The sequence below is a fragment of the Rhodopseudomonas palustris BisB18 genome, from assembly GCF_000013745.1.
In the GTDB taxonomy this organism is placed as follows: domain Bacteria; phylum Pseudomonadota; class Alphaproteobacteria; order Rhizobiales; family Xanthobacteraceae; genus Rhodopseudomonas_A; species Rhodopseudomonas_A palustris_F.
The window spans coordinates 2194059-2219199 of record NC_007925.1 but is presented as its reverse complement, the minus strand read 5'-3'; the positions used below and the strand labels follow the sequence as shown (position 1 = coordinate 2219199).

Genomic DNA, 25141 nt, shown 5'->3' with positions numbered 1-25141 from the left:
CAGTCTATTTCGCGATAGCCTCACCTTGTTCCTCCACTGCGCCAACCCACCGATGCTGCCCGGCGACGCCGAGGGCATCCCTGCCGCGCAAACGAACGACCTGCGCATCCGGCGGTAGAAGGGCTTCATCATGGGTCGCAATCACCAGCGCCCGTCCCGCGCGACGCAGCGCGGGAACGATGGCGTTGAAGAAACAGCTCTTGAATTCGCCGCTCTGGTTCGCCGTCGATTCGTCGAGAATGACGAATGCCCGCTGCTCGGCCAGCACCAGCGCCAGGTCGACGCGGCGGCGCTCGCCGTAGGACAGCTCCGTCAGATCGCTCCACGCGCCGTCGAACCGGAGCTTGTTCGAGAGGCCGACCATGTCGATCGCCGCTTGCAACGCTGCGCTGCACCGCATCGGCAGCGGCACGTTCGCTTCGGCGAACAATCCGGAAAACAACTGCCGGCGCATGGCGTCGTCGGCGATCGTCGGGGGCCCGGAGCGCGGCACCATGATCGCCTGCCCTGAGGCCACCGGGTAAAGCCCGGCGAGCGACTTCAACAAGGTTGTCTTGCCCGCGCCATTCGGACCGACGACGAAGATGACGTCGCCCGGCCGCAGATCGAAAGTGAAAGCGCCGCCGGACCATCCGCCGCCGGCCGGCTCCGGGACGAGGCCCCGGAATTGCAGGCAGGCCACCGCGGCCGGCTCGCGGTCCGCCGGCTCCGGTAGCACCGGCAGGCCGTCCCAGAATGCGCGCAGACGATGCCGCGCGGTGCCGACTTCCGCCAGCCGGGCGTAGAATGCCGAGGACGTCATCAGCGCTGGCAGCAGCAGCAGGATCAGGACGGCATAACCGCTGGCAAGCCCGGCTTCGACCAACCCGGCCGCCGCGGACCACGCCAGACCGAGCGCGAAGCCGGCGACGATGGCGAAGCCAAGGGTCTCGCTGAGCGAAAGGTGCAGCGCCTCACGCCGCTCGCATTCGCCGTCGGTCCGCGCCACCGCGTGAAAGCGCTCCAGCAGCGAGCGGCGGATCAGCGTCCCCAGCCGCAATTCGCGCGCCGACGCCACCGCTTCCTTCTGCGCTTTCAGATAACAATCACGATGCCGCGCCATCCTACGATCACGCTCGACCACCGTGTGGAAGCGCCATCGCATCGAGCCGACGAATGCGGCAATGACCGCCGCCAACAGCACGGTCACGAGCGGCGACAGCCAGACCAGCGCTGCCAGCAGAACCACGACCGATACCAGCGACGGCACCAGCACGCGCAGATCCAGCACCAACGCCGAGATCTTCTCGATGTCGGCCACGATCGATTCCGTTTCGGCGTTGAACGAGCGCTCGACATCGCGCAGTGAGCTGCCGAGGGTGCGATCGGCGGTGATGCCTTCCAGCCGCCGCCGGACTCGTCCGGCCTCGGACACAATCGCCCGACCCAGAATGATCCGCAGCCCCGCGATCACGATCAGGGCGAGCGCGCCGGCCGTTGCCGGATACGGCACAGCTTCGAACCCCAGTTGCGGCAGCCCCGCAACGCCCCGCAGGCCGGTGACGGCTGCTACGACAAACATCGTGAAGCCGCTTTCCGCCGTTGCCAGCGCCGCGACGCAGACAGCCACCAGCCAAAGCCGCGCGTCTGCGATCCTCATGCCGGCCTGTCCCGAAAGAAAGCGGAGATTAACGTCATGATGTCCGGCTTGCGATCGACACCGTCCTGCAACAGCACGTGATCCGCGCCCGGGACCACCACCAGCCTGAAGTTCTTGGCGCGCGTCGCCCGGAACCGTTCTTCCAGCATCCGCGCCGATTCGACCGGCACGTTCTCGTCGCGCTCGCCGAAGATCATCAGCACCGGGATCTTGAGCGCGAGATAGGTCGGCGCGGGTGATCGATCGAGCACCGAGGACCAATAGCGATGGGGATAGCCGAGCACCGATTTGCGGGTGTTGGCAGGGTCGGCATCGACCTCGGCGAAGGCCTGCTGGAACGTATCCGTCCCCTTCCGCGCGTCGAGGACGCGGGCAAGTTCGCGGAACGAGAGGCCGCCGGAGCCGATCACCGCGAGATGGCGGACGGCCGGATTGGCCTGGGCCAGTTCGGCTGCGATCTGTCCGCCTTCGGAAACGCCGAGGATGCCGGCGACCTCGCCATGCCGCCGGATCACCTCGTCGAGAGCAACGGCGTTTCTCTCTTTCAACGTTTCGAAATTGTAGTTGTCATTGAACTCGTCGCTGCAGGACAGTCCGGGACTGGACCGCGGGACGCCGGCCTTTTGCGCCGCATAGACCTGCCAGGAGCCGGTCAGGCCGGTCAGATAGGATCGCAGGAAGTAGGACAACGAGGCGCAGCCCGAGCCCGACACGAAGAAGATCGCCGACCTCGGCGGCGGTCCGATCTCGATCGAATACAGATCGATCGTGTCGCCGCGTGGCGAACCAATGGCTTCCACGCCGGGCGGGTTCAATGCGGCGTCGGAGACGAAGGACGCGTAGCGCGCCGCGCAGCCGGACAGCACCAGCGACATCGCGACCATCATCGCTGCGAACCGCGCTGAACCGCGTCGCAGCTTGGTGCGAGGCGTCATGAGGTATGCACCAGCGTCCTGAGCAACTCCAGCACCCCACCCGAGGACTGGCCGCTCGGGCTGGCGTTGCCGAGAAATATCAGCATGTGGGGCGGCTCGCCCACGCTGACGCCATTCGCGTTCAGCCATTGCAGGGCCGTTTCGAATCCTCCCAATTGGTCGACCAGCCCGATCTCCAGCGCGCGGCGGCCGGTGATCAATCGGCCATCGAAGATCTCGTCGATCTCGCCGCCGCCGATCCCACGCCGGTCGCGGATCAGTTCGGCAAACTGGCCGTGGATGTCCTGCAGCACCGAATGGATCGCGGCATCGTCCTCCGCCGTGGGAGCCCGATGCGGCGAGCCAAAATCCTTCAGCGCAGTGGTCTTGTAGACGGTGGCGAGCAACCCGAGTTGCGCCCGCAGCCGGTTCTCCCCGGGCCATGTCATCATCACGCCGAACGCGCCGATCATGGCGCTCGGTTGCGCGATGACGTGATCGCAGCAGGCGGCGATCGCCAGCCCGGCCGACAGGCATCTTTCCTCTATGACGGCGATCACCGGGCAGCTCAACCTGCGATAGAGGTGGTCGACCCAGCCCATGATGTTCTCGGCGCAGGTCAAAGTGCCGCCGGCGGTTTCTAGCGTGATGATCAGCGCGGCGTGTTCCTGCGGCGTCAGCTGTGGCAGCACATTGAGCAGGTCCTGGATCATCGCCGACGACACCGCGATCTCGCCCCGCAGCCGCAGCACGGCCACCGGCTTCTGTTGCGGTCCCGCCGCGGGTCGTTGCCGGCGCAGCATCATGACGCCCGCTCCCGTAAATCGATGTCGATGAGATGCCGGTGGCTACCGAGCAGCAGCCGCTCGCGCCAGCGCATGCGCAGCTCCGGCGCCGCCGCATCGATGCCCTGGCGCCGGAAGTGCAGCGCGAAGATCATCGCCGCACGTTCATTTTCGAAATTGGCGAACAGCCGCAACCGCGGCCATTGTTCGGCACGGCAGCAGCCGACGAAATGTTCCGCCAGCCGCAGCACCAGCCGCGGATCGAACGACCTGCCGAGCGCCGAGACCGCGATATTGGACGAGGTGACGCGAAAGCCGCTCCTGATCTGGTAGCAGCTCGCGGCGCAGATCCGGCCGTCCAGTTCGGCGACATGGAACACGGTCCGTGGCCGGCGCAGCAAAACGGCGACGCTTCGGATTCGCGCTCGTCGCGCCCGGCGCTGGCCGGCGCTTTGCGGCCTGCCCGGAAAGAAGATCCGCTCCAGCAGGCGGGCGATCGAGCCGATATCCGTGCTGCGGCCGCAGCGGATCAGCGCGCAGCGATCGCCGCGCCGGATCGCGGTCTGGCGGGTTTCGAATGCGGCAAAGGATGCGGTCATAGCACGGTCTCGGCGAGAGGTTCGGCCGCGGTCCGATCGGCGAACGACCAGCGCGAGGGCAGCGTCGGCCAGAACGTCCATTGCGTCGGCGCCGCGCGAATCGCCTGTTCGATGCAGGCATTCATCTGGCATGCCAGATCGAACGCGGACTCGATGTCGTCCGCCGCTTCGACCGGCCGGATCGCTTCGCCGATCTTCACGACATAGGAACCGGGCGTGTCGCGCAGCACAAAGACCGGCAGCAGCGGGATGCGCATCTTCGCGGCGATCATCGGCAGCCCGGCAGGGGTGGCGCAGTCCTTGCCCATGAACGGCGTGACGAACATGGAGATGTCAGAATAGAAGAAATCCATCATCGCCCAGATCGGACGCCCGCTCTTCAGCCGCTTGACGATCTTGAGGCCGATCTGCGGATCGCTCAGCGCCAGCACCTCGATCTGCTTGCCGGTGATCGCGCACAGCCGCTCGATCAGCGCATCGCGGCCCTTGCTTTGAAAGCGGCGAATGATCGAGACGCTCGGGAAGATGTCTTTGCCGGCGAACGCGGCTAGATAGAAACACGCGAAGTGGGCACCGAAGATGATGTAGCGGCCGTCGGCAAGGTCGCGCCAGCGTTCGGGGTGATCGACCCGCACACGGCCCTCGAACGCCGTATTGATCTGCTGCCGGCTACCATGCATGAGCACGCCGACGTCCGAGAAATAGCCGCCGAGCCCGCCGAGCACTTCGCTGGCGATGCGCTTGGCGTCGGTGCCCTGGGCCACACCGGATTGTTCGACCACTTGCGGAATGAAACCGGCGTCGGACAACAGTCCGGACCGGCCCGCGGCCGTCAGTGTCGCCGCCACCAGACTGCGCGGCAATCGATGCAGCAGCCGCGCCGACCGCCGCTCAAGGAAGTCGTAGTAGTTGATCAACTGACGCTCCTGGGTCGTTGGGCCGTGTTGACCGGATGCGATGCGGCCGCACGGTTTGCGGTTTCGGAGATGATCGACGCGCGGCGGCGATCCGGCGGGTAACGTTCATACCAGTCGAGCAGCCGGTCGCTCCGTGCGATGCGCCGCAGTAGGCTGTGGTTGATCCGCTTCGACACCAGGCACTCTGTGGAATCCGGTGCGTTCAGCGAGCCTCTGGCAAGGCAGGTGCCGCCGCACAGGCCGAACCAGGTGCATCGGTGGCAGGCCGCAAGTCGCGACGGCCTGCTTCGCATGATAGCCGCCTGAGGTGACGCCAGGGCCGCGCCGAACGTGGTGGCCGGAAACACCCCCAGGCGCAGCGAGGCACGGTCGATGATGTCGCAGCCATGCACGATGTTTTCGGCCGACAGCGACAACAGCCGGCCGCCGGCGCCGCAGGGACCGTTTCCAGGCAGGCACATATCGTCGCGACGCGGCGACAGCAGATTGTCGAGTCGGCGCAGCACCGGCTTGATCGCAATCTCGTCGCACTCCCCGGCTTCGATCAGGTCGAGGATCGGCTCCAGCGCCGCGCTATACGCCTCGCCGCCCACGGCGAGCTGCGGATACAGCGCGCCTTTTCCGCTGAGATCGAACAGCGTGGCGTCCCATGTCCGGAAGCCGAGGTCACGGACATGCCGAACGATTTCCGGCAACGCCCCGACATTGCAGGCCATCACCGTCGTCATGATTCCCGCATGGGCCGTCAGGTAATGCGCGTAGCGGCGGTAGGAGCGTTCGAACAATCGGTAGGTGCCGGTGCCGTCGGCCATCACCCGCATCTGATCGTGCAGCTCGGCCCAGCCGTCGAGCGACACGCCGACGCCGAAGTGATGCTTCTGCAGAATGCCGATGATCCTGTCATTCAGGATCGAGGCGTTGGTCTGCACGAACACGCCGACCTGCTTGCCGAGACCGGCAGCCTGATCGCGCGCGTGAGCGGCGACGCGATCGAGAACATCGATCCGGAGAAACGGCTCGCCGCCGTGGAACAAAAGGTTCAACGTCGGTCCGCATAGCACCAGCGCCTCGTCCGTCGCGTCGAACAACGTGTCGATCGCGGCGTCCATCTCGGCCCGCCCGCCGGCGTCGTAGCAATGTCTGCAGGCCTCGTTGCAACGGTTGGTCACCTTCAGGATCAGGGTGTCCAACTTCGGCTCGCAGCGCTGCAACGCGGCGGAGCGATAGCCCAGGGTGGCGTCAAGCACGCCCGCATAGAGCGGATGCGTCGGTGCTAGTTCGACCGGATTCACCGTATCACCCCGAAGTCCGAGCCCCGGCATGTCCGCATCTTCGATCAGAACCCAGGCCCCACTGCCGGGATGGATCGCGGCGGCACGCCGTGGATCTCCCAACGGAACGATGTGAATGATTGGCGACGCTTCATCAGATTCAGACGACATCGGTGTTCCCGCACGTTCGACGGTCAACGCAAAGGCCCGAAAGGCGATTGCCTTCCGGGCCCTCGCGTCAGCAGGTCGCCTTAGTCCAGCTACAGGTGGCCTTGGTCCAGCTGCAGGTCGCCTTGGTCCAGCTTGCCGCGGCGGTCGGACCTTCGAGCGGGCTGGCCGAAGCGCTCAGCCGGACCACGTTGAGTTTGCCGTCGGGACCGGACCGAATGACACGAACAAGCTTGGCGTTGTCCGATGTGCCGGTGGAAGTAATAGCTGCGTCCATTTCGTTCTCCTTGAGTAAACGATGTCTGGCACCATGTCGTCTGGTACCATGTCCAACTCGCCATCGGTTATGGCCGAGCGCGCGCAGTGTTGCCTTCCGCGCGCGGCCGCTCAATATGACTAAATCGATATATCCGTTCCGGCACGCTGCGACCGTTCGACATCGACCGGCCCCGCTTCTGTCGACGACCAACCAGCCCCCGAGGGTGGCAGCTGCACAGCGCCTGTAAACCTATCGATTTCGATAGATTGCGGACCGCGTTTCGATCCCTCTGAATCGGCGTCTTCAGAGGACCACCCGATGCTGAAAGTCTTGACACGGCGCGATGCGACCAATCCGCTCTTCGACCAAATGTTCAGGGCCCGCGCCATCGTGCTGCGCGACCGGCTGGGCTGGTCCCTGAATGTCGTCGACGGCATGGAGATCGACTATTACGACACGCAGGCCGATCCGATCTATCTGGTGACGCTGGATGATTGCGGTTTTTCGACCGGCTCATTGCGGCTGCTGCGCGCCAACGGCCAGTGCATGCTGGACAACGAGTTCCGTGACTTCTTCGATCCGCCGGTCGAGATCCAGAGCCCGCTGGCGTGGGAATGCACGCGGTTCTGCGTGCATCCGACCGTTCCGCCCGGCGCCGCCCATGCCGTCGCGGTCGAACTTCTCGCAGGGCTCTGCGACCTGGCGCTGCGCTCCCGGATCGACCGCATTGTCGGCGTCTACGACGCCGCGATGAGCAGGGTCTATCGCCGCATCGGATGGTCGCCGGTCGTGCTGGCGCGATCTCGGGCGGAGGTCGGACATCTCTATGCTGGGCGATGGATGGTCAGCCCGCAGGTGTCCCACGATCTCCAGCAACGGGTCCGCAAGGCACAGCTCGCTCGGGGCGATGCGCTGTCTAATCGGCCGGTCCCGGATGATCGGCCGGCGCTGGGCGGGCTCACGCCGTGATCAGTTCAAGCGAAAGGGCGATCGCTATCGCCTGGCTGGTCGTCGACGCCTGAAGCTTGCGGCGCGCCGAACAGAGATAGAGGCGGATCGCACTTTCGGAGAGATCCAACAGCGCAGCAATCTGCTTCGGGAGGAATCCCTTGGCGAGCAGCTCGATACACTGCTTCTCGCGCTTCGATAGCGGCAGCGGCCCGTCCCCCCCGCGCAGACCTGTGCTGATCATCGCCCGCTGATGGAAATGATTGGCGATGATCTGAAACTCATGGATGCAGGCGTCGCGCTGCCGGGTCCATTGGGCGGCATTGGCGTTCGACGTCACGGTGAAGAGGGAGCGCTCTCCGCTCGGTCCACGGACGGTCGTCGTCAGGCCGTGCCGCCCGACGCCGAACTCATCGGCTTCGCGAAAGAATTTCGCGGACGACGCGGTCTTCTGATCGATCGTGGACCAATCAAGCGAGAGAAATCCGACGCGCCCGATGGCAACGACGGGGTCGATCTTGAAGTAATCACGCCGGGTGTAGTTCTCGACCCATTCAGCCGGGTAAGTCAGAATCAGCAGTGGTCGCTCCGCCCTGACCGCTGGCGTGTCGGTGGCATGGAACACCGCATGTGCCAATTGATAGGCCTCGCAGATATGGCGGAGTACGTGATGGAGATCGTCGGCCGTGGCCGCAACGCGGATCTTCTCCAGACACCATAGGATCGCACCACTCGTCATCACGGCGCTCCGCCCTACGCCGTCAGCCATGCTGCGGAGGCCAATGGCAAGGGCAGCGATCGCCGCTGCATTCCATACGTCTGCATCCCATACGTCCGCGCGGCGACGCGGTTCGCGCGCCGGCCCGACGGACCGCCAACACCAGTGAGCACCGCCTTGCCGGCCGGGCCAGTTGTTTTGCTGCAGTCCACAATGAGTTCGCGCGAACTAACCAACGGTGCCGCGACTGCTGCCGGATGGCTCGATCCCTAAACAAGCGCCCCCCCTAAGGTTTTCGCCAGACATTCGTCGGATCGATGCATGCCCGTCTCGAATGTCGTTACCAAGCGGTTCGCAGGGGTCTGCTGATCAGCTGGACATAGCGACGTGGCGAGAAGTCGGCACCGTTGCAACTTTAAATTGCATTCAATGATCGCATTGGTCATTGATGTGGATCAATGCGTCTCGTCGCGCGCTACGTCGATCGCAAGTCTGCGCCGACGATCATTCGCGGCGATCCAGCATGATGCACTGCGATTAGCTGCTACGCCATCCGACCGTCGCATCTCGTCGACTGAGCCAGCTACGCATCGACGATGCGACAGCGTGGCTGGTCTGCGTCACCGCGTCGCATCGTGCCAACGCACGCCGAAACCAATAAATCATCACGTCGGCGGTTCATCAGGTAGACACAATTTGCGGTAATTCATAGGAACTTCACGCTGAACACAAACGGGTCGCGAGTGGTGCCTCCGGTCCCTCAACACCGAACCGCAGCGGCGGTGCTGATCGATCCAACCACCGGAGCTCTGTCGGCACGGCTTGCGCCGATGATGGAGGTGGGAGCCTGGGAGGCTGATCGTACCGGCGCTGCGTGGAAGCGGCTGGCGATCACCCTGTCCGTGCTGGCGCATGCTGCGGGGGTGTCTGTCGTCGTGCTGTTGAAGCCGACCCCGTTGCTTTTGATCGACGAGGTTGCGATGGAGGTCTCGATCATCGTCGACGACGCTTCCTCATCAGGATTTGGCGCGGTCTCTGCGGTACCAGCCGTCGCCACACCGGCGGCGAGCCCGAACCAGACCTCGGCCGTGGTGCCGGTCGATCCCGGCGGTCCGGCGATTGTCAGTTCCGCGAAGTCTCGAACCAACAAGCCCGCCGAGTTCGACTGGGGTTCGACATTCGACATCGGCAAGATCCCGCCGCATTTCGGCCTCGGGGCGTTCGACGCCTTGCAATGTCCGCTCGGCCGGTTGGCCGAACGCAATCCCAGATCGAAACGCACTACCGGCTGCGACCCCATACCTGCGCAATTTCCTGAGGGGTTTTCGGTGAGGTCGAGGTATTCACCGCCTGCTTCGTCCGATCCGGGATCGGACGGCCCCGGACGAGGCGATGGTCACGCGCAACTGGTGTGGGAGATGAAGCGCGATCCGCTGCCGCTCCCGGGCTCTGAGTATCTGCCGACCGAACGACCGCCTGCCATGCGCAGCTTGCGAACATGGCTCGGTCAATTGTTGCACTGAAGCTGGCGGGCCTTCGCGGGGACCCAGACCGGATTACGGCCAGCGTCCGCTGCGACCCGACGGGCGTCGGTCGCGCGATAGGACCGTCCCGCGAGAAGCGGCGCGTCGGCATTTGGCACCGCGACGTGGCCAACTGTTGCGGCAATGGTCCGTACCGTCGCGCGACCTCCGATGCCACATCCCTGGCGCCGGCGTCTCCTCGGCGAAACGCGCCTCGCCTTGTCGCCCTCCGATGAACTGCGGGCGTTAGCTCGCAACCGCCACTGACGCTTGCTAGCGAATGCCATTGACCTCTAAGTCGCGGGATCGTCGGCCGGGCGAGGGCGATCATCGGCGTGCCCGCTGCCCTTGGCGCATTTAGACGAGCATTGCGACGCCGCATCGGACCGGGCCCGACCTACCCCGCACAGCCTCTCGTGGCGCCGCTCCCTCTGGTGTCGAGCATCACGTGAACCGGACACTGACCCGGCGATTATGCCGGCTCTTCTTCTCGATCTTCGCGCAAACCACGCGGCCAATCTCCCTGGAGCTAGCAACGTGGGTTCCGCCGCATGGCTGCAGATCGACATCGGCGATCTGCACAAGATTGATTTTGCCATCCCGCACCGGCGCCTCGACTAATTTGGTCCGTGTCAGCCGCATGACCTGTTCGAGATTTTCGGTTGCCCGCACCCGCCTCACCGGATGATCAACTTCAATGAGCTCATTGAGCCTGCGGGAGATCTCGTCCTTATCCAGCGTCATTTCCGGCAAGTCGAAATCCAGCCGTCCCTTGTCGGCTGCGATACTGCACCCGGTGACCGGCGCGTCGATCAGGCTGCACAGAAGATGAAGGCAAGTGTGCATCCGCATATGGCCATAGCGTCGTTCCCAATCGATCACGCCCTGTACCGACTCGCCCCGCAACAGGCCGTCCGGCCCCGGCTCGCAGTCGTGCCAGATCAGTGCTGGATTGTCCCGATCTCGGTACGTGTTGGTGACTTTGAGCACCCGGTCAGCGGCGACGATCTGGCCGGTATCGCCGGGCTGGCCACCGCCCTGCGGATAGAAACACGTGCGATCGAGCGCCAATGCGGTCTCAGTTGCAGCCAGCACGTTTGCCGAAAACTCCCGCATGTAAGGCGCGTCGTCGAACAGATCGCTGGTTCGCAGGTTGTGGAAATTCATGAGACCAAACTCACCTGTTGGGATGCCAATGACGCGCTCTCGGCCAAACTGGCCAAGCCGGGCGGCTCAATCAGAAACGACGTTTCCTTCGGCGAGCTGAGCTCCAAATTGAGCGGCCGCCTAACGCCGATGGGAACCATCGATCGACCGCTGACGGCGTATTGCACGTGATCTCGCGAGGCCTGCAACTTTTGCAGAGATAGCCAATCAGCCGGCATGAAGTCCGAATCGACGATCGAAACCGAGAATTCCATCGCATTCGTGCCCACCAGGTGCAGTCGGTCGTCCTGTGCGTAGGCGCTCACGCAATTGTCGCGACGCACGCCGGACGGTCGGGCAATCTGCAGCTGATTGACGATGGTAACGCGGGTGTTGGACGGGATATTCCGCGTCACCACGCATGAGGGGCTGATGAATGCGTTGTCGCCGATCTCGACGGCACCAAACACCCTGACATTGGCTCCAATCTGAACGTTGTTGCCGATCCGGGGGTGGCGGCGGCGTCCTGCAGGATTGTCGGCGATCCCACTGGAGCCGAGCACCACTCCGTTCAAGATGTAGCAATCGCCTCCGATGATGCAGGTTTCACCGATCACGGTGCCGTACCCGTGATCCAACACGAAGCGCTCCCCAATCTGCGCGGCCGGATGAATGTCGGCGCCGGACGCTACCTTGCCTGCCCCGGTCAACTTATGAGCCATCACCTCTCTGAGCGAGCGGTCGAGTCCGTCCATCCGCCACAGCCTGCTCGCCACCCGGAAATATAGCACCGCTTCAAAAGAGACGTAGCTATCTAGGATCAGTCTGGTATTGCCGTTCGAGGCCGGATCGCGATGGGCAAAGGCCAGCAGATCTCCCTGCAGCAGCGCACCATCCTTGATCAGGATGTCGGCCAAGAATGGCAGAAGTGCGCCGAGTTCACGCGAGCTTAGACTGACGGCGAGATGCTCACGAATGGAGGCGTGAATATCGAGGTTCAAACGACCATCTTGCGTCATGAGGCACTGCTCCTCTAGCGAAAATACGAAAGATACGAGTCGATCGTGTCGTATGACAAAGTGAGAACCGTGGATCCACGGTCCAAATCCCCCGCGATCTTGCTGATCGCCACCAAATTAGCGGCCGACGAAATGCCGAGGCTGATGGACTCCCGACGCAGGGTCGTCTTCGCCATTTCGATGCAGTCGGCTTTCGCGACCTTGATCATGCCGTCGAGAATGCCGAGGTTGAGCACGGCTGGAACGATCCCGACCGACAAGCCCTGGATGTCGTGCGGAGCGTGGCGATCGTTCAATAAATCGCATTGCTCGGGCTCTACCCCGTAGGCTTTCATCTCCGGCCAGCGTGCTTTCAGCGTCTCCGAGATGCCGGTGATGTGGCCGCCGGTCCCAATCCCGCCGACAAATACGTCGATCCGTTGCTCGCCGAAGTCAGCCAGAATTTCCCGTGCCGTCGTCCGGCGATGCACCTCTGGATTGGCCGGATTGCGTTGCTGGTTCAGCATCACGTATTCCGGATGCATCAGCTGTATTTCCATGGCCATCTCGCCGTGCGAATTGTTGCCGCGACGACTATCGGACAGAACGACCTCCGCGCCATGTAAGCGCAACAATTCTTGCTTCTCCTGGCTATAATTGTCCGGGATCACGAGAATCAGCTTGTAGCCGAGCTGGCAGCCAACCAACGCCAACCCGATGCCGGTATTGCCTCCGCTGGGTTCGATGATGGTCTGTCCGCTGCCGCGCGTCAGGATGCCGCGGGCTTCGGCATCCTCGATCATCGCCTTGGCCACACGGACCTTATGGCTGCCGCCGGGGTTAAACGATTCGAGCTTGATCAGAGCATCGATTCCGAACTCCTTCGACAGCGCGCAGAGACGCACGACCGGCGTGTTACCGATGAGATCGAGAACGCTGTCATTGATCATGCCCCTTAGTCCCCATCCACAACATAGTCAGTAGATCGGCATCGTCGGTTCGACGTCCCTCACCCAACGCTTGATGCCGCCTTCCAGGATGCGGAAATCGTAAACTCCGGCATCGAGAAACCTCGCCGCGGCCGACTTTGCCCGCGCTCCGGAATGACAGATGATGCAATGCGCGCGATCGCGCGGCAGTTCGTCGAAGCGGCTCACCAAATCGGCCAGCGGGACGTTCAGGGACCCCGGGATAGCACAGATCTCGAGTTCGTTCGGATCGCGCACATCGAGCAGCACATATCGATCGAGGTTCTCGGCCAGCTCTGTCGGCGAGATGAACATTGCCTGCGGCAGTTCGGCCGCACGAGGCGCCGCGAGCATGCTATCCACGGATCGATCCGGCGGATGCATCTGACTGCGCCGGCTGCCGCAATCCGGGCAGTTCGCCCTGTTGGAAAACCGAATCTCGTCAAACTTCATTTCCAGGGCGTCGTAGCGCACCAGCCGACCCGAGAGCGAATGGCCAAGCCCCAAGATCAGCTTGACCGCCTCCGTCGCTTGGATCGCCCCGATCACCCCCGGCAGCACGCCGAAGACGCCACCGGCATTGCAGCTCGGCGACAATTCGGCGGGCGGGCGTTGCGGGAAAAGACAACGGTAACACGGCCCGCCGTCGTGGTTGAATACGCTAACCTGGCCCTCGAACCGATAGATCGCGCCATAGACCAGCGGCCTCTTCAGGATCGTGCAGGCATCGTTGACGATATAGCGACAGTTGAAATTGTCGCTTCCGTCGACCACGACGTCATATCGGCCGACCAGGTCGAGGGCATTTTCAACGCTGAAGGCTGTGTCGTAAGTCTCGACCGTGATCGCAGGGTTGAGCTCGTTTAGCCGCGCCTTGGCCGAATTGACTTTCGGCATCCCGATGGTGTTTGTGCCGTGCACGACCTGCCGCTGCAAGTTGCTCATCTCCACGACATCGAAATCAACCAGTCCGATCACGCCGACGCCTGCCGCGGCGAGGTAGAGGCTGATCGGCGAACCTAACCCGCCGGTGCCAATAATCAGCACCTTAGCGTTCTTCAATTTCGCCTGGCCTTCGCGGCCGACCCCTGGCAGCGTGATGTGGCGAGCATAGCGCCTCACCTCCTCGTTGCTGAGCCCGCCATCGCTCCCACCCGAGGTTGCAAGCATGATCTCCACACGGGAATTGGCCGGCAATTTCTGATCCGGCCGGATCACCTCGCCTCGGCAAGTCAAAAGAAAATGTTCTTTGAGATTGCCGTTGGCATAAAACAGATGTTGTTGGAGCGGGCCGTGCTCCTCACAGATGTTCTCGATTGCTGCCTTGAGAGTCTCGCCATCCCCGCCGAGTTCGGAGCATGGCAGACTTGCAACGCGGGCAACCGCGTCAGGGAATTTAACGCGGATCATCGACGTCTCCTTGCATGGGCCTCGCGATAGGACTGATCAATGGGAAACACTCTGGCGCAGAAAAAGCCGGCTTTCCGCCACACGAAAAGCTTGGCTTCCAATGCTTTTGCCCGGCGGACGTCGACCACCAAATAGTCGACGGGGTAAACTGGCGTTCCGAGGAAGAGCGCCTCGTCGCTGTCCTCCTGACTGAAATACGCGCCGACGTCGGGATGCGAGTGATAGATCACTGACGCCGGATTTGCGGTCTCGAAGCTCCCGTTCAGGGCTAGAGTGTCGGCAACCGACAGGGTATAGCCGGCCGTCGCCCCGTGGCGGTAGCGTGCGGGATCGATTGACTTCAGGTCGTCTTGGATGTTGACGCACGCGCGGACCTCGCCGTCAGCGTAGACAAAGCCGCAGCATTCCTTGGGGTATGCCTGCTCCGCATGCCTGACGATGAGCGCCAGGGTCTCTTCATTCAGCGTTGCCATGTCATTCAGCGCGGTCATGGCGCATCCCTTTTGTTGCCTTTCGCAACAGCGGCTCAATCGGAAATTTGGTGATTGCAAAGCCTCCCAGCACGACCGCCATATTCAGCAGAAAGTCGGACGCCATCGGCAATCCTTCGTACCAGGCGCCGATCACCACGGCGAAGACCGGGAAAATGATGAAGACGAACGACAGAATGATCGGACTCATCCGTTTAAGCAGGAAGAAGTACACGATGAAGCCGCCGACCGAGGCCACCAGCCCAAGATAGATCAAGGCGAGCAAGGAACGGGATGAAATCGCCGTCAGCTGCGGGTGCTCAATCACCACGCCGGCGGCGGTCATGAATACACCGGCAATGGCGATCGGGAGCGCATTGAAGGTGACCACGCCGATGTTGCCACCCACGCGTTTCGTAATTACATATGCCAAGGCGTGCATGCCGGCTGCGACCAAAATGGCGAGCACGCCGAGGAATCTCGTATAGTCCAGCTCCTGGCCTTGAGAATTGATGATCAGTGCAAGCCCCATGCATCCGACGATCATTCCTATCAGTTGCGAGACGAGCACGCGTTCCTCAAGCAGGAACGCGGACAGCACTAGAATGAAGACAGGCATCGTACTGAATAACAGCGCCGTCAGCCCGGACGAGACGTATTGTTCGCCGTAGTTCAACAGCCAATACGGAACGCAGAAATAAAAGAGCGTGACGAAGATGAAGAACGACGACATACCTTTGGGGAAAAGAATAGGATCGCCGCGCAACCATGCGAAACTCAGAAACAACGGGAAGGCGATGAGAAAGCGCAGCCCCGCCGATGTGATCGGCGGAACGGTTTCGACCGCGATCTTGATGCCGAGCCAGGTGGTCCCCCAACTCAGGCAGACGATCAGAAACAGCATGGTCGTTACGGCTGCGGAGCCCCAGGAGGAGTGCCATCGTTCTCTTGCCGCGCTCAATGTTGTCATCGCCGTGCCTGATCTGCATGGGCGTCGCCGCCCCCTTTAACGTTCATTGAATGGGTGCAATTTAGAAAATTGCACCTTTTGAGATATGGTACGCAATACAAAATGGCTGTCAATTTGAATAATGACACCGTTTCAATCCTTCATAGCGCGTTGCGCGAAGGCATGGGACCGAAGTACCGGCGGCTGGCGCGACGGCTCGAGGCACTAATCCTGAGCCGCGGGTTACGGACCGGCGAAAAGTTACCGGCTCACCGCGACCTGGCTGCGCTCCTGGGCGTGACGGCAGGAACGATTAGTCGGGCTTACGGCGAGTTGCGGAAGATCGGGCTGATTTCGTCCCGCGTGGGCGACGGCACCTTCGTGCTGGAATTGGCAAAGAAGAAGCGCAAGGAAACCGACTTCAAGCCTTACGGGGGCGGCGAACCGGGTCGCTACGACCTCAGTCGGAATACGGCGATCCCCGGCCGCATGCTAACATCGGTCAGCGAAACGTTGCGGCGTCTGGCGCTGCAGCCGGAGGCTCTCGAAGAACTGCTGCAATATGGGCCGGAGCTTGGATTGAATCGCCACCGCGCGGCGGGAGCCCGGTGGCTCAGCAACCATCATTCCGACGCCAACGCCGAACAGATCGTCTGCGTCAACGGCGGCCAGCACGGCTTGTTCTGCGTGCTCATGGCGCTGCTCGAACGTGGTGACACCCTGGTCTCCGAACAGTTCACCTATCCGGGATTGATATCGGCCTGCCGAATTCTTGGCATCAATCTGGTCGGCCTCAAGATGGATGACGAAGGGCTGATTCCGAAATCGCTCGATGCAGTCTGCCGGACTGCAACGGTCAGAGCGCTGTTCTGCACGCCGACGCTGCAGAATCCCACCACGGCGGTGCTTGGCCTGGAACGGCGCGCCGAGATCGCCCGGCTTTGTCGCGCGCATAATCTATTGGTCATCGAAGATGACGCGCACGGCGTCTTGGTCAAGGATCGTCACCCGCATATCGGACATTTCGTACCGGAACGAAGCATTCTGATTTCAAGCCTGTCAAAAGCGATCGCGGCCGGCCTGAGGGTCGGCTACGTCCATGCGCCGTTGCCATTGGTCGGACGCATCGGCACCATGGTGCGAACCAATTGCTGGATGGCGAACCCTCTGGCCTTCGAGATGGTCAGTCTCTGGATCGAGGACGGCAGCGCGCTGCGCTTCCTCGAAGACCAGATCGAGGAAATCGTTCGACGCAAAACCCTCGTTCAACCGCTTCTGGACGGCTTCGTCGTCAAAACCCATCCAAGGAGTCCGCACTTCTGGATCGAAGTTCCAAGCCCTTGGCGCGCCTCAGAGATTGCAAGCGAGTTAAGGCAGAAGAACTGTCTCGTTGCGCCTGCGGAGGCATTCGCCGTGGACCGTGACCGCACCGTCCAATTTCTGCGGGCTAGCGTTAGCAGCGCTGAAAAGACCGACGCTGCCATCAGTGAAGGATTTCGCATTCTCTCCGCCGTATTGAGAAATCCTTCAACAACTACCGCGATCCACTAGCTTGCGATTACGAACGTAATGTTGCTACGCGTGAAAAGTGTCGATGAATTCAAATAACTATTTGGGTCCAGCCCCACGCCCGAACGCTCGGCTTCTTCGAGATTTTCGCAAAATGCTTGGTACGCCGATTAGCTCACATCAATGCAGAAGGCATTTTCCGATTGAATTCCGACTCCGAGCGGATCGGGCGGCGCGAGGCCCACGATCACGAACCCGGACTCTCGCAAAGGGGCGGGCCCGAAAGACAATCGCGAAATGGTGGGGATCGGTGTTCGATCAGTTCGTCGGGCGGATGAGCGGCAGCCCGCATGGCGGATGCGCATCAGCGTCACCCGTCATGTCATCGAGCGCTGCGGCTCGGCGCGGTTACGCCTGCCGCCTTCGCTTTGCGAGCTTCGGCGTCAAGCTAGACTAACAGCAACTACAGGATCTTTGTGGAGGCTCCGGACAAAACCGGCACGACCTGCCTCGATTTGCTCGGGGGCGGCTTCGCCTGATGCGCAACCTGGAAGCTCAATTCTACCGTCGTTCCGCCTCCTGGCGTCTCACAGATTGCGACGCTACCATTGTGTGTGGACATGACTTGCGAGACTATCGAGAGACCAAGTCCCGTGCCTTCGGTGGCAGCATTCCCGCGCTTGAAAGGCTCCCACAAGGCCTCCGGTTCGCCGCAGCGCAGACCGGACCCACGATCAACCACGCTCAAGCTAGCCGGCGTATCGACGCTGACCAGGATGGGGTGAATTGCCCCCGAATGTTGCACCGCATTGCGGATTAGGTTCGAAAGCGCCACAGCGATGGCAGGGTCTGAGCCCTGCACCCACACGGGACAGCCTGGTCCTACAAAGGCGATCTCGCTGCCGTGCTTCAGGGCCATCGGCACGTGTTCGGCCGCAACCCTACGGGCAAGCGCGACAAGATCGATCCCGGTCAGGGCTGCAGCCTCTGCGGAAATCCGAGCAAGTTGAAGGAGCATGGTGACAATCGACGAGAGTTTCTGGTTCTCGGCAATGAGCCTGGCGCGAAGCCTGGGATCCTGTACCTGTTCGATCGTGGTGCGAGCATTCGTCAAAGGGGTTCGCAGTTCATGCGCCGCATTGGACAGAAAACTCCGTTGCGCCTTTGCCGCGACATCGATGCGCGACAGCGCCCGATTGAACGCCGCGACCAGTGGCAACAGCTCGGCCGGCGCGCCGTCCTCCGGCAGGCGGCGGCCGTCAGGAACCCCGTCGATCATCTCGGCGTTCCTTGCAACAACAAGAACCGGCCGCGCGATCACCCAGGGTACGAAAACCAGGGCGGTCAGAGCGGTCGCCAGCAGGACGAGCAGGACCGGAAGCGCAATGAAAGCTGAATCGGTGAGCGTTCCCACCATCAGCTGTGATGCGGTGTAAGCCACGCCGCCGGTCTCGATCCAGATCTCACCAACCGGCGTGTTTCTGAGCGCGGTCATTTTCTTGAGAGTTTTCGACTCGCCGTCGATCGCGTAAGCTAGAAAGCTCGTCCCGCTTTGATGCTGTGCATTTTTGGGCGGGCGCCAATCAGGTATCGGCCCGTAGCGAACCTCCCCCATCTTGTCAGATACGATGTACCAAAAAGACGGAAACTGCCGCGCAAACACCTCCAATCGCGCCGTCTTCCTGACCACCAATTGACCTTGATCATCGCGCGCGACAGCCTCTTTCAGAGCGTCGCCCACGTCGGCGGCGCCCCACGTCCCGTCATCATCGCCCCCGAGCCTGATCACCAGCACAGCGGCGCAGATCAACATGATTGTGGTAACGACTCCAATGAGCGTCGCCGCCAACACCGCAATGGATCGATGAATGCGCTTAAAGGCCAGCCACCTTAAGGCTGCCACGGTCGGCAGGAACGGCGACTTCGGCATCATTCGCTACTCAATAAGTAGCCCAGACCACGAACCGGCCGGATCGTAACCTTACAGTTGGCCTCACGAAACCGGCGGCGTAGCCGGGAAACATGGGATTCGACCGCGTTCGACTGGATATCGTCATCAAAGCCATAAGCGGCAACCTCGAGGGTTTCGCGCAACACCACCCGGCCGACACGCCGCACCATGGCTTCGAGGATCGCAAGCTCGCGCCGCGGGACGACAATGGGATCTTGCCCGACATAGACGGCGCGATTGATGATGTCGTAGCTCAAATTGCCGATCGAAACCACGGCACCTTTGTCGAGAAATAAGCGCCGCAACACGGCTTTGGCCCGTGCAACCAGTTCGATCGGTTCGAATGGCTTGGCGACGTAATCGTCGGCTCCATTGTCCAGCGCCCGCGCGATATCCAGCGGATCGTCAAGCGCCGTCAATATGATGGTGGCGGGGCACGGCTGCTGACCTCTGAGGTCGAGCAGGAGCTGCACACCGTCACCATCAGGGAGCCCGCGGTCGATCACGACAAGATCGAAACTCCGGACAGCAACCGCAGCCCGCGCTTCGTCCAGCGTTGTCACCAAATCAGACGCGCCGAACGCGACAGCAAGCGTATCGCGAAGCCATGGCCCCAATTGGGGGTCGTCCTCAACGATCAAAACTCGCACCGCATTTTCCTGAACTGCCTGACCACCCGCGTCAGACCATTCCTTTGATTACCAAAAGATTGCAGTAACATTACGGCGCCAAGCCTGACCCGCACCTGCTGGGCCTCCTGATGTTTCTTCTTCGAACGCAACCGCTGGTTACGAACGCAACACGGAGCCTCGAAAAGGCCAATCGCGCGTCGCAGCCCGATCAATTTGACATCGCAAGCGCTTCCCGGGCGCCCGACTTGGCGATCGGCGTCAAGTTCGGATCTCACTTTGATGACCGTCGGACGTCGGACCGCGTTGGTTTCTCGAAAAGATCAACGCGACACCGGGAGCCCCCCACCGCTCATACCTCGCCGGTTAATCGGACCGCCTTCTTCGAAGGCCGCGACCGGCACCTATCGAGGATGTCGTACGCACAGCGGACAACGCCGAGGCCCGGTCCGTGGAATTCGTCGGGGGGCACTGCTTATCTTTGAGATTCGTCGGATCAAGCCTCTGCGCAACGATATCGCGCATCACCGATCGGAGAGAAGCCGTTGCTATCGTCGATCGATCAGCAGAGCACGTCTTCAACCCAAGCAAGATGCGAGCACGTCATAGGTTCTGTATCCAGGACGCCAAAAGAGCACCCTTTTCCTGGATCGCCACCGTCTGGTACGTTCTATTCACCTCGCGCGGATTGACGCCATACCGGCGATGGAAAGCGCGGCTGAACATCTTCGCCGATTGGTATCCGCAGGCATAGGCGACCGACGACACGCGCTGGTGCGATCGCCCTTCGACTCCGGAAAGCATCAGCATGGCTCGAGCGAGCCGCCGGCTTCTAATGTAACTCACGATCCCGCCGTCAACCTCAAATAGCTTATAGAGTGGGGTCCGGGAGAGGCCAAACCGCGCGCAGAGCAATTCGATTCCGAGATCCTGGTGCTGAATATTCTCCTCGATGAATTGGCGGACTTCGATCGCGGCAACGGCCGGTTCATTGTAAGAACTGTCTTCAGGTGGCGTGAACGCCGCGTTGCAAATCGCAATCGCCGCCGAGGTCAGAAGATGCAGTTGCTCAGCAACGGCGTGATGCAGGCATGTTCGCATGTTCAGCAGATGATCCGCCATCAACTTCAGAAGCGGTTCACCCTCGGAGCGAAGGATTTGCATGTGCCGAGCACCCATTTTTCTTGCATGGTTCTCGAATCGCCTTCGCGGCAGGCAAATATGGATCGCCGACATCCCTTCGGTTGCGAATTGGAATCGTTGGGAGAGATCGAGGACCACAAGGTCGCCAACCCCGGCCATTGCAACGCCGTCCGAGCGCATCAGCAGCGTCGTTCCGACGGTTTGCAAGCCGAGAAGGATATGATCGACTCCCTGCGTCACGATCTGAGACGGCGTCCGCTCGGCGCCATATGCGCCGGCGCTGTGGTCGAAAAACAGCAACCGATCCAGATTGTAGCAACGAAAGGAAAGATCGCGAGAGCCGACCATCGGGCTCTTCTTGCTCGCCACGAACAGGCTTGACGTGAGCTGCTGCCATTTCTCAAACCTCATTTGATCATCGTCAACTTCCGAAAATCTTGGTTCTATGAGTTTGAGCGCCATGGGGGTGTTTGGGTCCGAACCTCCGATCGAGACCCATGATCGCCTGGAAGCTTGCAGTCGAATTACGTCAAGGTTCGGCATCCGCGTTTCCGCGACTCTTTTCTCCTGTGAGGTTGGCCCGTACACGACGCGATCTACCGAAGGTAGTTCACCAAAGACAATTTCAGGAGCATCGCGGTCACCTGGTAACTCGTCTGTAATCTATTCTGCACATCAAGCAGTTTGACTGCGATCTCCTGCGAGGAAACCGATTCGATGCCATCCACTTGCGACTGAACAATCCCCCGGGCCGCCTTATTCCGCGCTTGCGCCTCCGACAGAGAGCTGGACGCGATGCCGAATTCCGTGGAAATGGCCTTCAGCGGTTCTTCCTGCGGGAGCAGTGAAGCCGATCGCTCGGCCAGTGCTTTCCAGCGATCTGCGGCCTGTGTGAAAGCACTTGCTGCGCTACCTACCGCGACGGCCGCGAACCCCGACAGAATGGTGCGGATCGCCTCCTCGTTGGCCCGCGCGCCGATTCCAACCGTGCTTGTCGCGCCGGTACGTACAGCAAACGACGTGCGTGGATCCGTGGGCGATGTCTCGCCTCTGTACCAGATCACGGTTGTCTCCGAGGAGGTCGAAGCGTAAGCCGGCACGGCTCCTGTGAAATCGATCCGTCGCGGTGCAAGGCCCGCTACGTTCGACCCTGCGAAGAAGTCCTGCGTTGCGCGGATTGTCGAACTTGCAGCAAGCGACGTCTCCGCAGCCTGCTTCAGACTTCGCCCAAGCGTATTTGATAAATTCTGCGCGGTCTCGGCAGGTGTCGCGCCGATCACGAAATCGGTGCGCGACATCGGGTCGGCATTGGTTCGCGCGTAGAGGGTCAGCGCGGTCGTGGTGCCGTCGCGAAGCCCAAGCGTGATCCGGATCTGATCCCCGTTTGCAGGTTGCGCGACGACGTTGATCGTGAACGACGCCGGCGCGGTCGTGTTCGCAAAGGATGCAGAGAGACCGGGAGGCGACGCGCTCTGAACGCTGGCGATCTTGTCGTTGCCGATCAGCGCTTTCAAAGACGACGCTGCGTTCGCGGCCGAGCTTACGTCCGCGAGGTCGGCGCCCGTCAGGTCGTAGGTCTTCTGCCCTCCACCGGCCTGATTGACGACGACTCGGAAGTGATCATCAGCTGCCGGTGGCTTCGCAAAACTTAGCGTCGCGCCTTCGGGGGGACTGGCAGCATAGCTGATCGTCGCGAAACTGCCTGAAGACGTTGGTTGGGCGGAGATCGAGAAACCAAGATTCGCCCTGGCGCTGGCGTCCGCGTCTTCCCGCACCTCGATGCTCGTGGATGACGGGGTCGACAACGTCAAGCGGCCCAAACCCGTCCCGAGATCAGCCCTGATTTGCTCGTTGACCAGGGTCTTGACGCCCGCGAGCGGCTTCACTGGATCGCTCGTGTCACCGTTGAGGAGAATAATGCCTGAGAGGACTGGTGCTTGGGTCACCTCCCGACCACCGAACAGATATTGTCCCCCGAGCTGTTGATTGAGCGCGTCGATCGCGCCGTTTAGGCTATCGCGCGCCATCGCCCTATTCGCGTCGGCGTCGCTCCGATTAGTGGTGAGACCGTTACGCAGCGTCGTGGTCATTTTCGAAATTCGGCCGAGGCTCGCAGACGCAAGCTCGACACGTGGCCGAACCGATGAAATGGCGGCGTCGTAGCCGTCAAGCGCGCTCAGCATACCACGCGCACTGAGGCTCTCGGACCGTCGCACGCCAAGCTCTGCATAGGTTTCCGCAACACGCCCCGAGCTCAACTGCCTGGTCAGCGTATTGACCTGTTCTTTGAGGGCCAGCAGATCCGCGGTCTGGCGGCTGGTCGAATATGCGCCGGCGCTGAAGGCTGTTATGGACGTCATCGTGACCTCAGATCTTCATCAGAACGTCGAGCATCTCGCGCACGGCTGACAGCACACGGGCATTTGCGGCGTAGGCGGTCTGCAGCGACATGAGGCGTGACATTTCCTCATCGATATTGACGCCCGCACTTTTCGAGAACCGACCTTGTGCAACGCCAAGGGCAACCGTCTGCCCGTCATCGATTTGCTTCGCAGCCGCCGCAGCGGAGCCCTGGGCGGCCACAATCTCTTGAGCGAAGGCGGCGACCGTCGCGACATGGGGGGCTTGAGTGCCGCCAATCCCGTTTACCGATGAGAAGGCCAGCTTGCTGCTCGTCAGCGCGTCGTAAACAAACTGCGGACGGGACGGATTGGGCGAGCTACTCGTTCTGCTGGCTGCAACGAGAACCGAAGAGTCGCCGATCAGCGCCGCGTTAACCGACAGGCGCTGAGCTAGGCCGGTGCGTTGGGGCGCGCCGTCGAGCGACCCGGTGACGAGTGCATTGCCCAAGCCGTCCACGAACATGGCTATCCAAGGATGAGCCCCAGAAACATCGCCCGCCGATTTCGGCTGCGTGCTAATCGCAACGACGCCCTGAATGCCTGCGCCAGACAAGGTCAGCTTGCCGGACGTGGTGCTGGCCGCGGTGAGGCCCGGAGCAACGACCGAGAGCGCAGCCGAAATGGCAGTCGCATAATCCCGCGCGGTCGCCGGCGCAGCCGGGATCGTGAAGGTTTGGACTTGCGCATTGGCGTCGATCGTCTGGTTTGCGTCGACCGGCCGCGAAGCAAGTGACGACGCCACCAGGATCACGTTGCGGATCGCGCCGCCCGCGCTGATCGGAATGGTGATGGTATTGCCGGGCTTGAGACTGGCGAGATCGGCGAGGTTGAGGTCGACTCCGGCCGCGCTCTGCGTTCCGACCGCGCTCTTGTCGGTGAGTGACTGGGCCAAACCGAACGCAAGATCGTCGAGCCGTCTCTGGGCCAGCGGAAGAGCGACGTCACGCAGTTCCAATTGTGCTGCGATCGAGCCCGAACTCAGCGCGCCACGAACACCAAGGTCGATGACAGCGCCCCCAGGCAAGGTCGCGGTGATGGTCCCGACCCCACGCGCGGACGGATCTGTTGAATACGCCGACGTCGGCCCCAAATTGCCGCGGCCGTCGAAAGAGAGCGTTGCCGCTGCGTCGCGATCGACCAAGACGACGCCGGACGTCGTCATCAGCGTCATGGCGCCGTCGCGCTGCTGCATCGATTTCACGTCGAGATAGGACGACAGCTGCGTTATCTGCTGGTCCCGTTGATCGAGGAGTCCGGCCTGGGCGGAATCATCGGACGTCGCGGCCAGCTTGGCGTTCAGGCTCGCGATCGACTTCAACAGATTGTTTGCGGCCCCGACATCCGAGCCGAGCCGATTTTCGATGCCACTGCGCAGCTCCTGCACGTTACCCGCAAGGCTGCGGATCCGTTCGGTGAGAGCGGCGGCTTTGTTAAGCACCGTGCTTCGGCTCGCCACCGAGCTTGGGTCCGTTGCGAGCCCTTGCAGCGACTGTGTGAACGCGTTCATGCGGCCATCGAGCGCCGTGGCATCGCCCGGCTTGCCGAACAGCTTGTCGAGCTGCGAGAGAACATTCGACTTTGTCGAGCTGTAGGCAGCGCCCGAGGCTTCCAGTCGCAACTGCTTCAACGCCGCGTCTTCAAAGACGCGATTCACCGTCCCGACAGCAACGCTGGAATTGCCTGGTCCGGACGCGACCGTTGTCACGGTGCGTCTGACGTAGCCGGCCGTGCCGGCATTCCCCACGTTTTGCGAGACGACTCGGATAGCTTTCTGCGCGGCCTCAAGACCGGCCACCGCGGTGCTGAAGGCGGTCGTCAGCATGCT

The 25141-nt window shown here is 61.9% G+C and carries 22 protein-coding genes; 3 read left to right on the top strand and 19 right to left on the bottom strand.

Going from position 1 to position 25141, the window contains the following annotated elements; genetic code table 11:
- Nucleotides 1-4 precede the first annotated feature (4 nt).
- From RPC_RS26795 to RPC_RS10160, 7 genes are all read right to left on the bottom strand, one after another.
- A complete protein-coding gene (locus RPC_RS26795) occupies nt 5-802 on the bottom strand; it encodes an ATP-binding cassette domain-containing protein (protein ID WP_415914840.1) in 798 nt (265 codons plus the stop codon).
- Nucleotides 803-1635: 833 nt separating this feature from the next.
- The gene (locus RPC_RS26790) at nt 1636-2574 is read right to left on the bottom strand and encodes an alpha/beta fold hydrolase (protein WP_011472491.1); all 939 of its coding nucleotides are present in this window, start codon (nt 2572-2574) and stop codon (nt 1636-1638) included.
- On the bottom strand, nt 2571-3359 hold the full coding sequence (locus RPC_RS10180) for a S49 family peptidase (RefSeq protein WP_011472490.1): 789 nt from the start codon (nt 3357-3359) through the stop codon (nt 2571-2573). The genes RPC_RS26790 and RPC_RS10180 overlap by 4 nt, the downstream gene beginning before the upstream one ends.
- Nucleotides 3356-3937: a hypothetical protein gene (locus tag RPC_RS10175; RefSeq protein WP_011472489.1), complete on the bottom strand. Its 582-nt coding sequence runs from the start codon at nt 3935-3937 to the stop codon at nt 3356-3358. Before RPC_RS10175 ends, RPC_RS10180 begins: the two co-directional genes overlap by 4 nt.
- Nucleotides 3934-4854 carry a lysophospholipid acyltransferase family protein gene (locus tag RPC_RS10170; protein WP_011472488.1) on the bottom strand — a complete coding sequence of 307 codons (921 nt, stop codon included), beginning with the start codon at nt 4852-4854 and terminating at the stop codon, nt 3934-3936. The genes RPC_RS10175 and RPC_RS10170 overlap by 4 nt, the downstream gene beginning before the upstream one ends.
- Complete coding sequence (locus RPC_RS25025; protein ID WP_011472487.1) at nt 4851-6296, bottom strand: radical SAM protein; 1446 nt, start codon at nt 6294-6296, stop codon at nt 4851-4853. The genes RPC_RS10170 and RPC_RS25025 overlap by 4 nt, the downstream gene beginning before the upstream one ends.
- 67 nt (nt 6297-6363) lie before the next feature.
- Entirely contained in the window at nt 6364-6570 is a 207-nt protein-coding gene (locus tag RPC_RS10160; protein WP_041801631.1) for a hypothetical protein, read from the bottom strand.
- 300 nt (nt 6571-6870) lie between these two features.
- On the opposite strand from RPC_RS10160, the gene RPC_RS10155 reads away from it, so the two are divergent.
- A complete protein-coding gene (locus tag RPC_RS10155; RefSeq protein ID WP_011472485.1) occupies nt 6871-7521 on the top strand; it encodes an acyl-homoserine-lactone synthase in 651 nt (216 codons plus the stop codon).
- Here the strand turns inward: RPC_RS10155 and RPC_RS10150 are convergent.
- On the bottom strand, nt 7511-8269 hold the full coding sequence (locus RPC_RS10150; RefSeq protein ID WP_080507327.1) for an autoinducer binding domain-containing protein: 759 nt from the start codon (nt 8267-8269) through the stop codon (nt 7511-7513). The two genes, RPC_RS10155 and RPC_RS10150, sit on opposite strands and share 11 nt — an antisense overlap.
- 731 nt (nt 8270-9000) lie before the next feature.
- Here RPC_RS10150 and RPC_RS10145 point away from each other — a divergent pair.
- Nucleotides 9001-9741: a hypothetical protein gene (locus tag RPC_RS10145; protein WP_157043174.1), complete on the top strand. Its 741-nt coding sequence runs from the start codon at nt 9001-9003 to the stop codon at nt 9739-9741.
- A gap of 444 nt (nt 9742-10185) precedes the next feature.
- Here the strand turns inward: RPC_RS10145 and RPC_RS10140 are convergent, their stop codons facing one another.
- From RPC_RS10140 to RPC_RS10120, 6 genes are read right to left on the bottom strand one after another with little or no spacing between them, the layout of a single operon-like run.
- Entirely contained in the window at nt 10186-10908 is a 723-nt protein-coding gene (locus RPC_RS10140) for an alanyl-tRNA editing protein (protein WP_011472481.1), read from the bottom strand.
- Complete coding sequence (locus tag RPC_RS10135) at nt 10905-11906, bottom strand: serine O-acetyltransferase (RefSeq protein ID WP_011472480.1); 1002 nt, start codon at nt 11904-11906, stop codon at nt 10905-10907. Before RPC_RS10135 ends, RPC_RS10140 begins: the two co-directional genes overlap by 4 nt.
- Nucleotides 11907-11920: 14 nt before the next feature.
- A complete protein-coding gene (locus tag RPC_RS10130; protein ID WP_011472479.1) occupies nt 11921-12835 on the bottom strand; it encodes a PLP-dependent cysteine synthase family protein in 915 nt (304 codons plus the stop codon).
- Between the two features lie 27 nt (nt 12836-12862).
- Nucleotides 12863-14263: a molybdopterin-synthase adenylyltransferase MoeB gene (gene moeB, locus RPC_RS25460; protein ID WP_167532068.1), complete on the bottom strand. Its 1401-nt coding sequence runs from the start codon at nt 14261-14263 to the stop codon at nt 12863-12865.
- On the bottom strand, nt 14260-14754 hold the full coding sequence (locus tag RPC_RS26475; RefSeq protein ID WP_011472477.1) for a Mov34/MPN/PAD-1 family protein: 495 nt from the start codon (nt 14752-14754) through the stop codon (nt 14260-14262). Before RPC_RS26475 ends, moeB begins: the two co-directional genes overlap by 4 nt.
- A complete protein-coding gene (locus tag RPC_RS10120; protein WP_208855643.1) occupies nt 14738-15637 on the bottom strand; it encodes a DMT family transporter in 900 nt (299 codons plus the stop codon). The genes RPC_RS26475 and RPC_RS10120 overlap by 17 nt, the downstream gene beginning before the upstream one ends.
- 168 nt (nt 15638-15805) lie before the next feature.
- On the opposite strand from RPC_RS10120, the gene RPC_RS10115 reads away from it, so the two are divergent.
- Nucleotides 15806-17233 (top strand): PLP-dependent aminotransferase family protein, encoded by a 1428-nt coding sequence (locus RPC_RS10115; protein WP_041801628.1) that lies wholly within the window; start codon nt 15806-15808, stop codon nt 17231-17233.
- Between the two features lie 421 nt (nt 17234-17654).
- Here the strand turns inward: RPC_RS10115 and RPC_RS10110 are convergent, their stop codons facing one another.
- The 5 genes from RPC_RS10110 to flgK form a co-directional block, all read right to left on the bottom strand.
- A complete protein-coding gene (locus tag RPC_RS10110) occupies nt 17655-19121 on the bottom strand; it encodes a sensor histidine kinase (protein ID WP_011472474.1) in 1467 nt (488 codons plus the stop codon).
- Entirely contained in the window at nt 19121-19792 is a 672-nt protein-coding gene (locus RPC_RS10105) for a response regulator (protein ID WP_011472473.1), read from the bottom strand. The genes RPC_RS10110 and RPC_RS10105 overlap by 1 nt, the downstream gene beginning before the upstream one ends.
- A gap of 582 nt (nt 19793-20374) precedes the next feature.
- Nucleotides 20375-21376: a helix-turn-helix domain-containing protein gene (locus RPC_RS10100; RefSeq protein ID WP_415914821.1), complete on the bottom strand. Its 1002-nt coding sequence runs from the start codon at nt 21374-21376 to the stop codon at nt 20375-20377.
- 134 nt (nt 21377-21510) lie between these two features.
- Entirely contained in the window at nt 21511-23274 is a 1764-nt protein-coding gene (locus RPC_RS10095; RefSeq protein ID WP_011472471.1) for a hypothetical protein, read from the bottom strand.
- 7 nt (nt 23275-23281) lie between these two features.
- Nucleotides 23282-25138, bottom strand: a complete 1857-nt coding sequence (flgK, locus tag RPC_RS10090) for a flagellar hook-associated protein FlgK (protein ID WP_011472470.1) — start codon at nt 25136-25138, stop codon at nt 23282-23284.
- Nucleotides 25139-25141 lie beyond the last annotated feature (3 nt).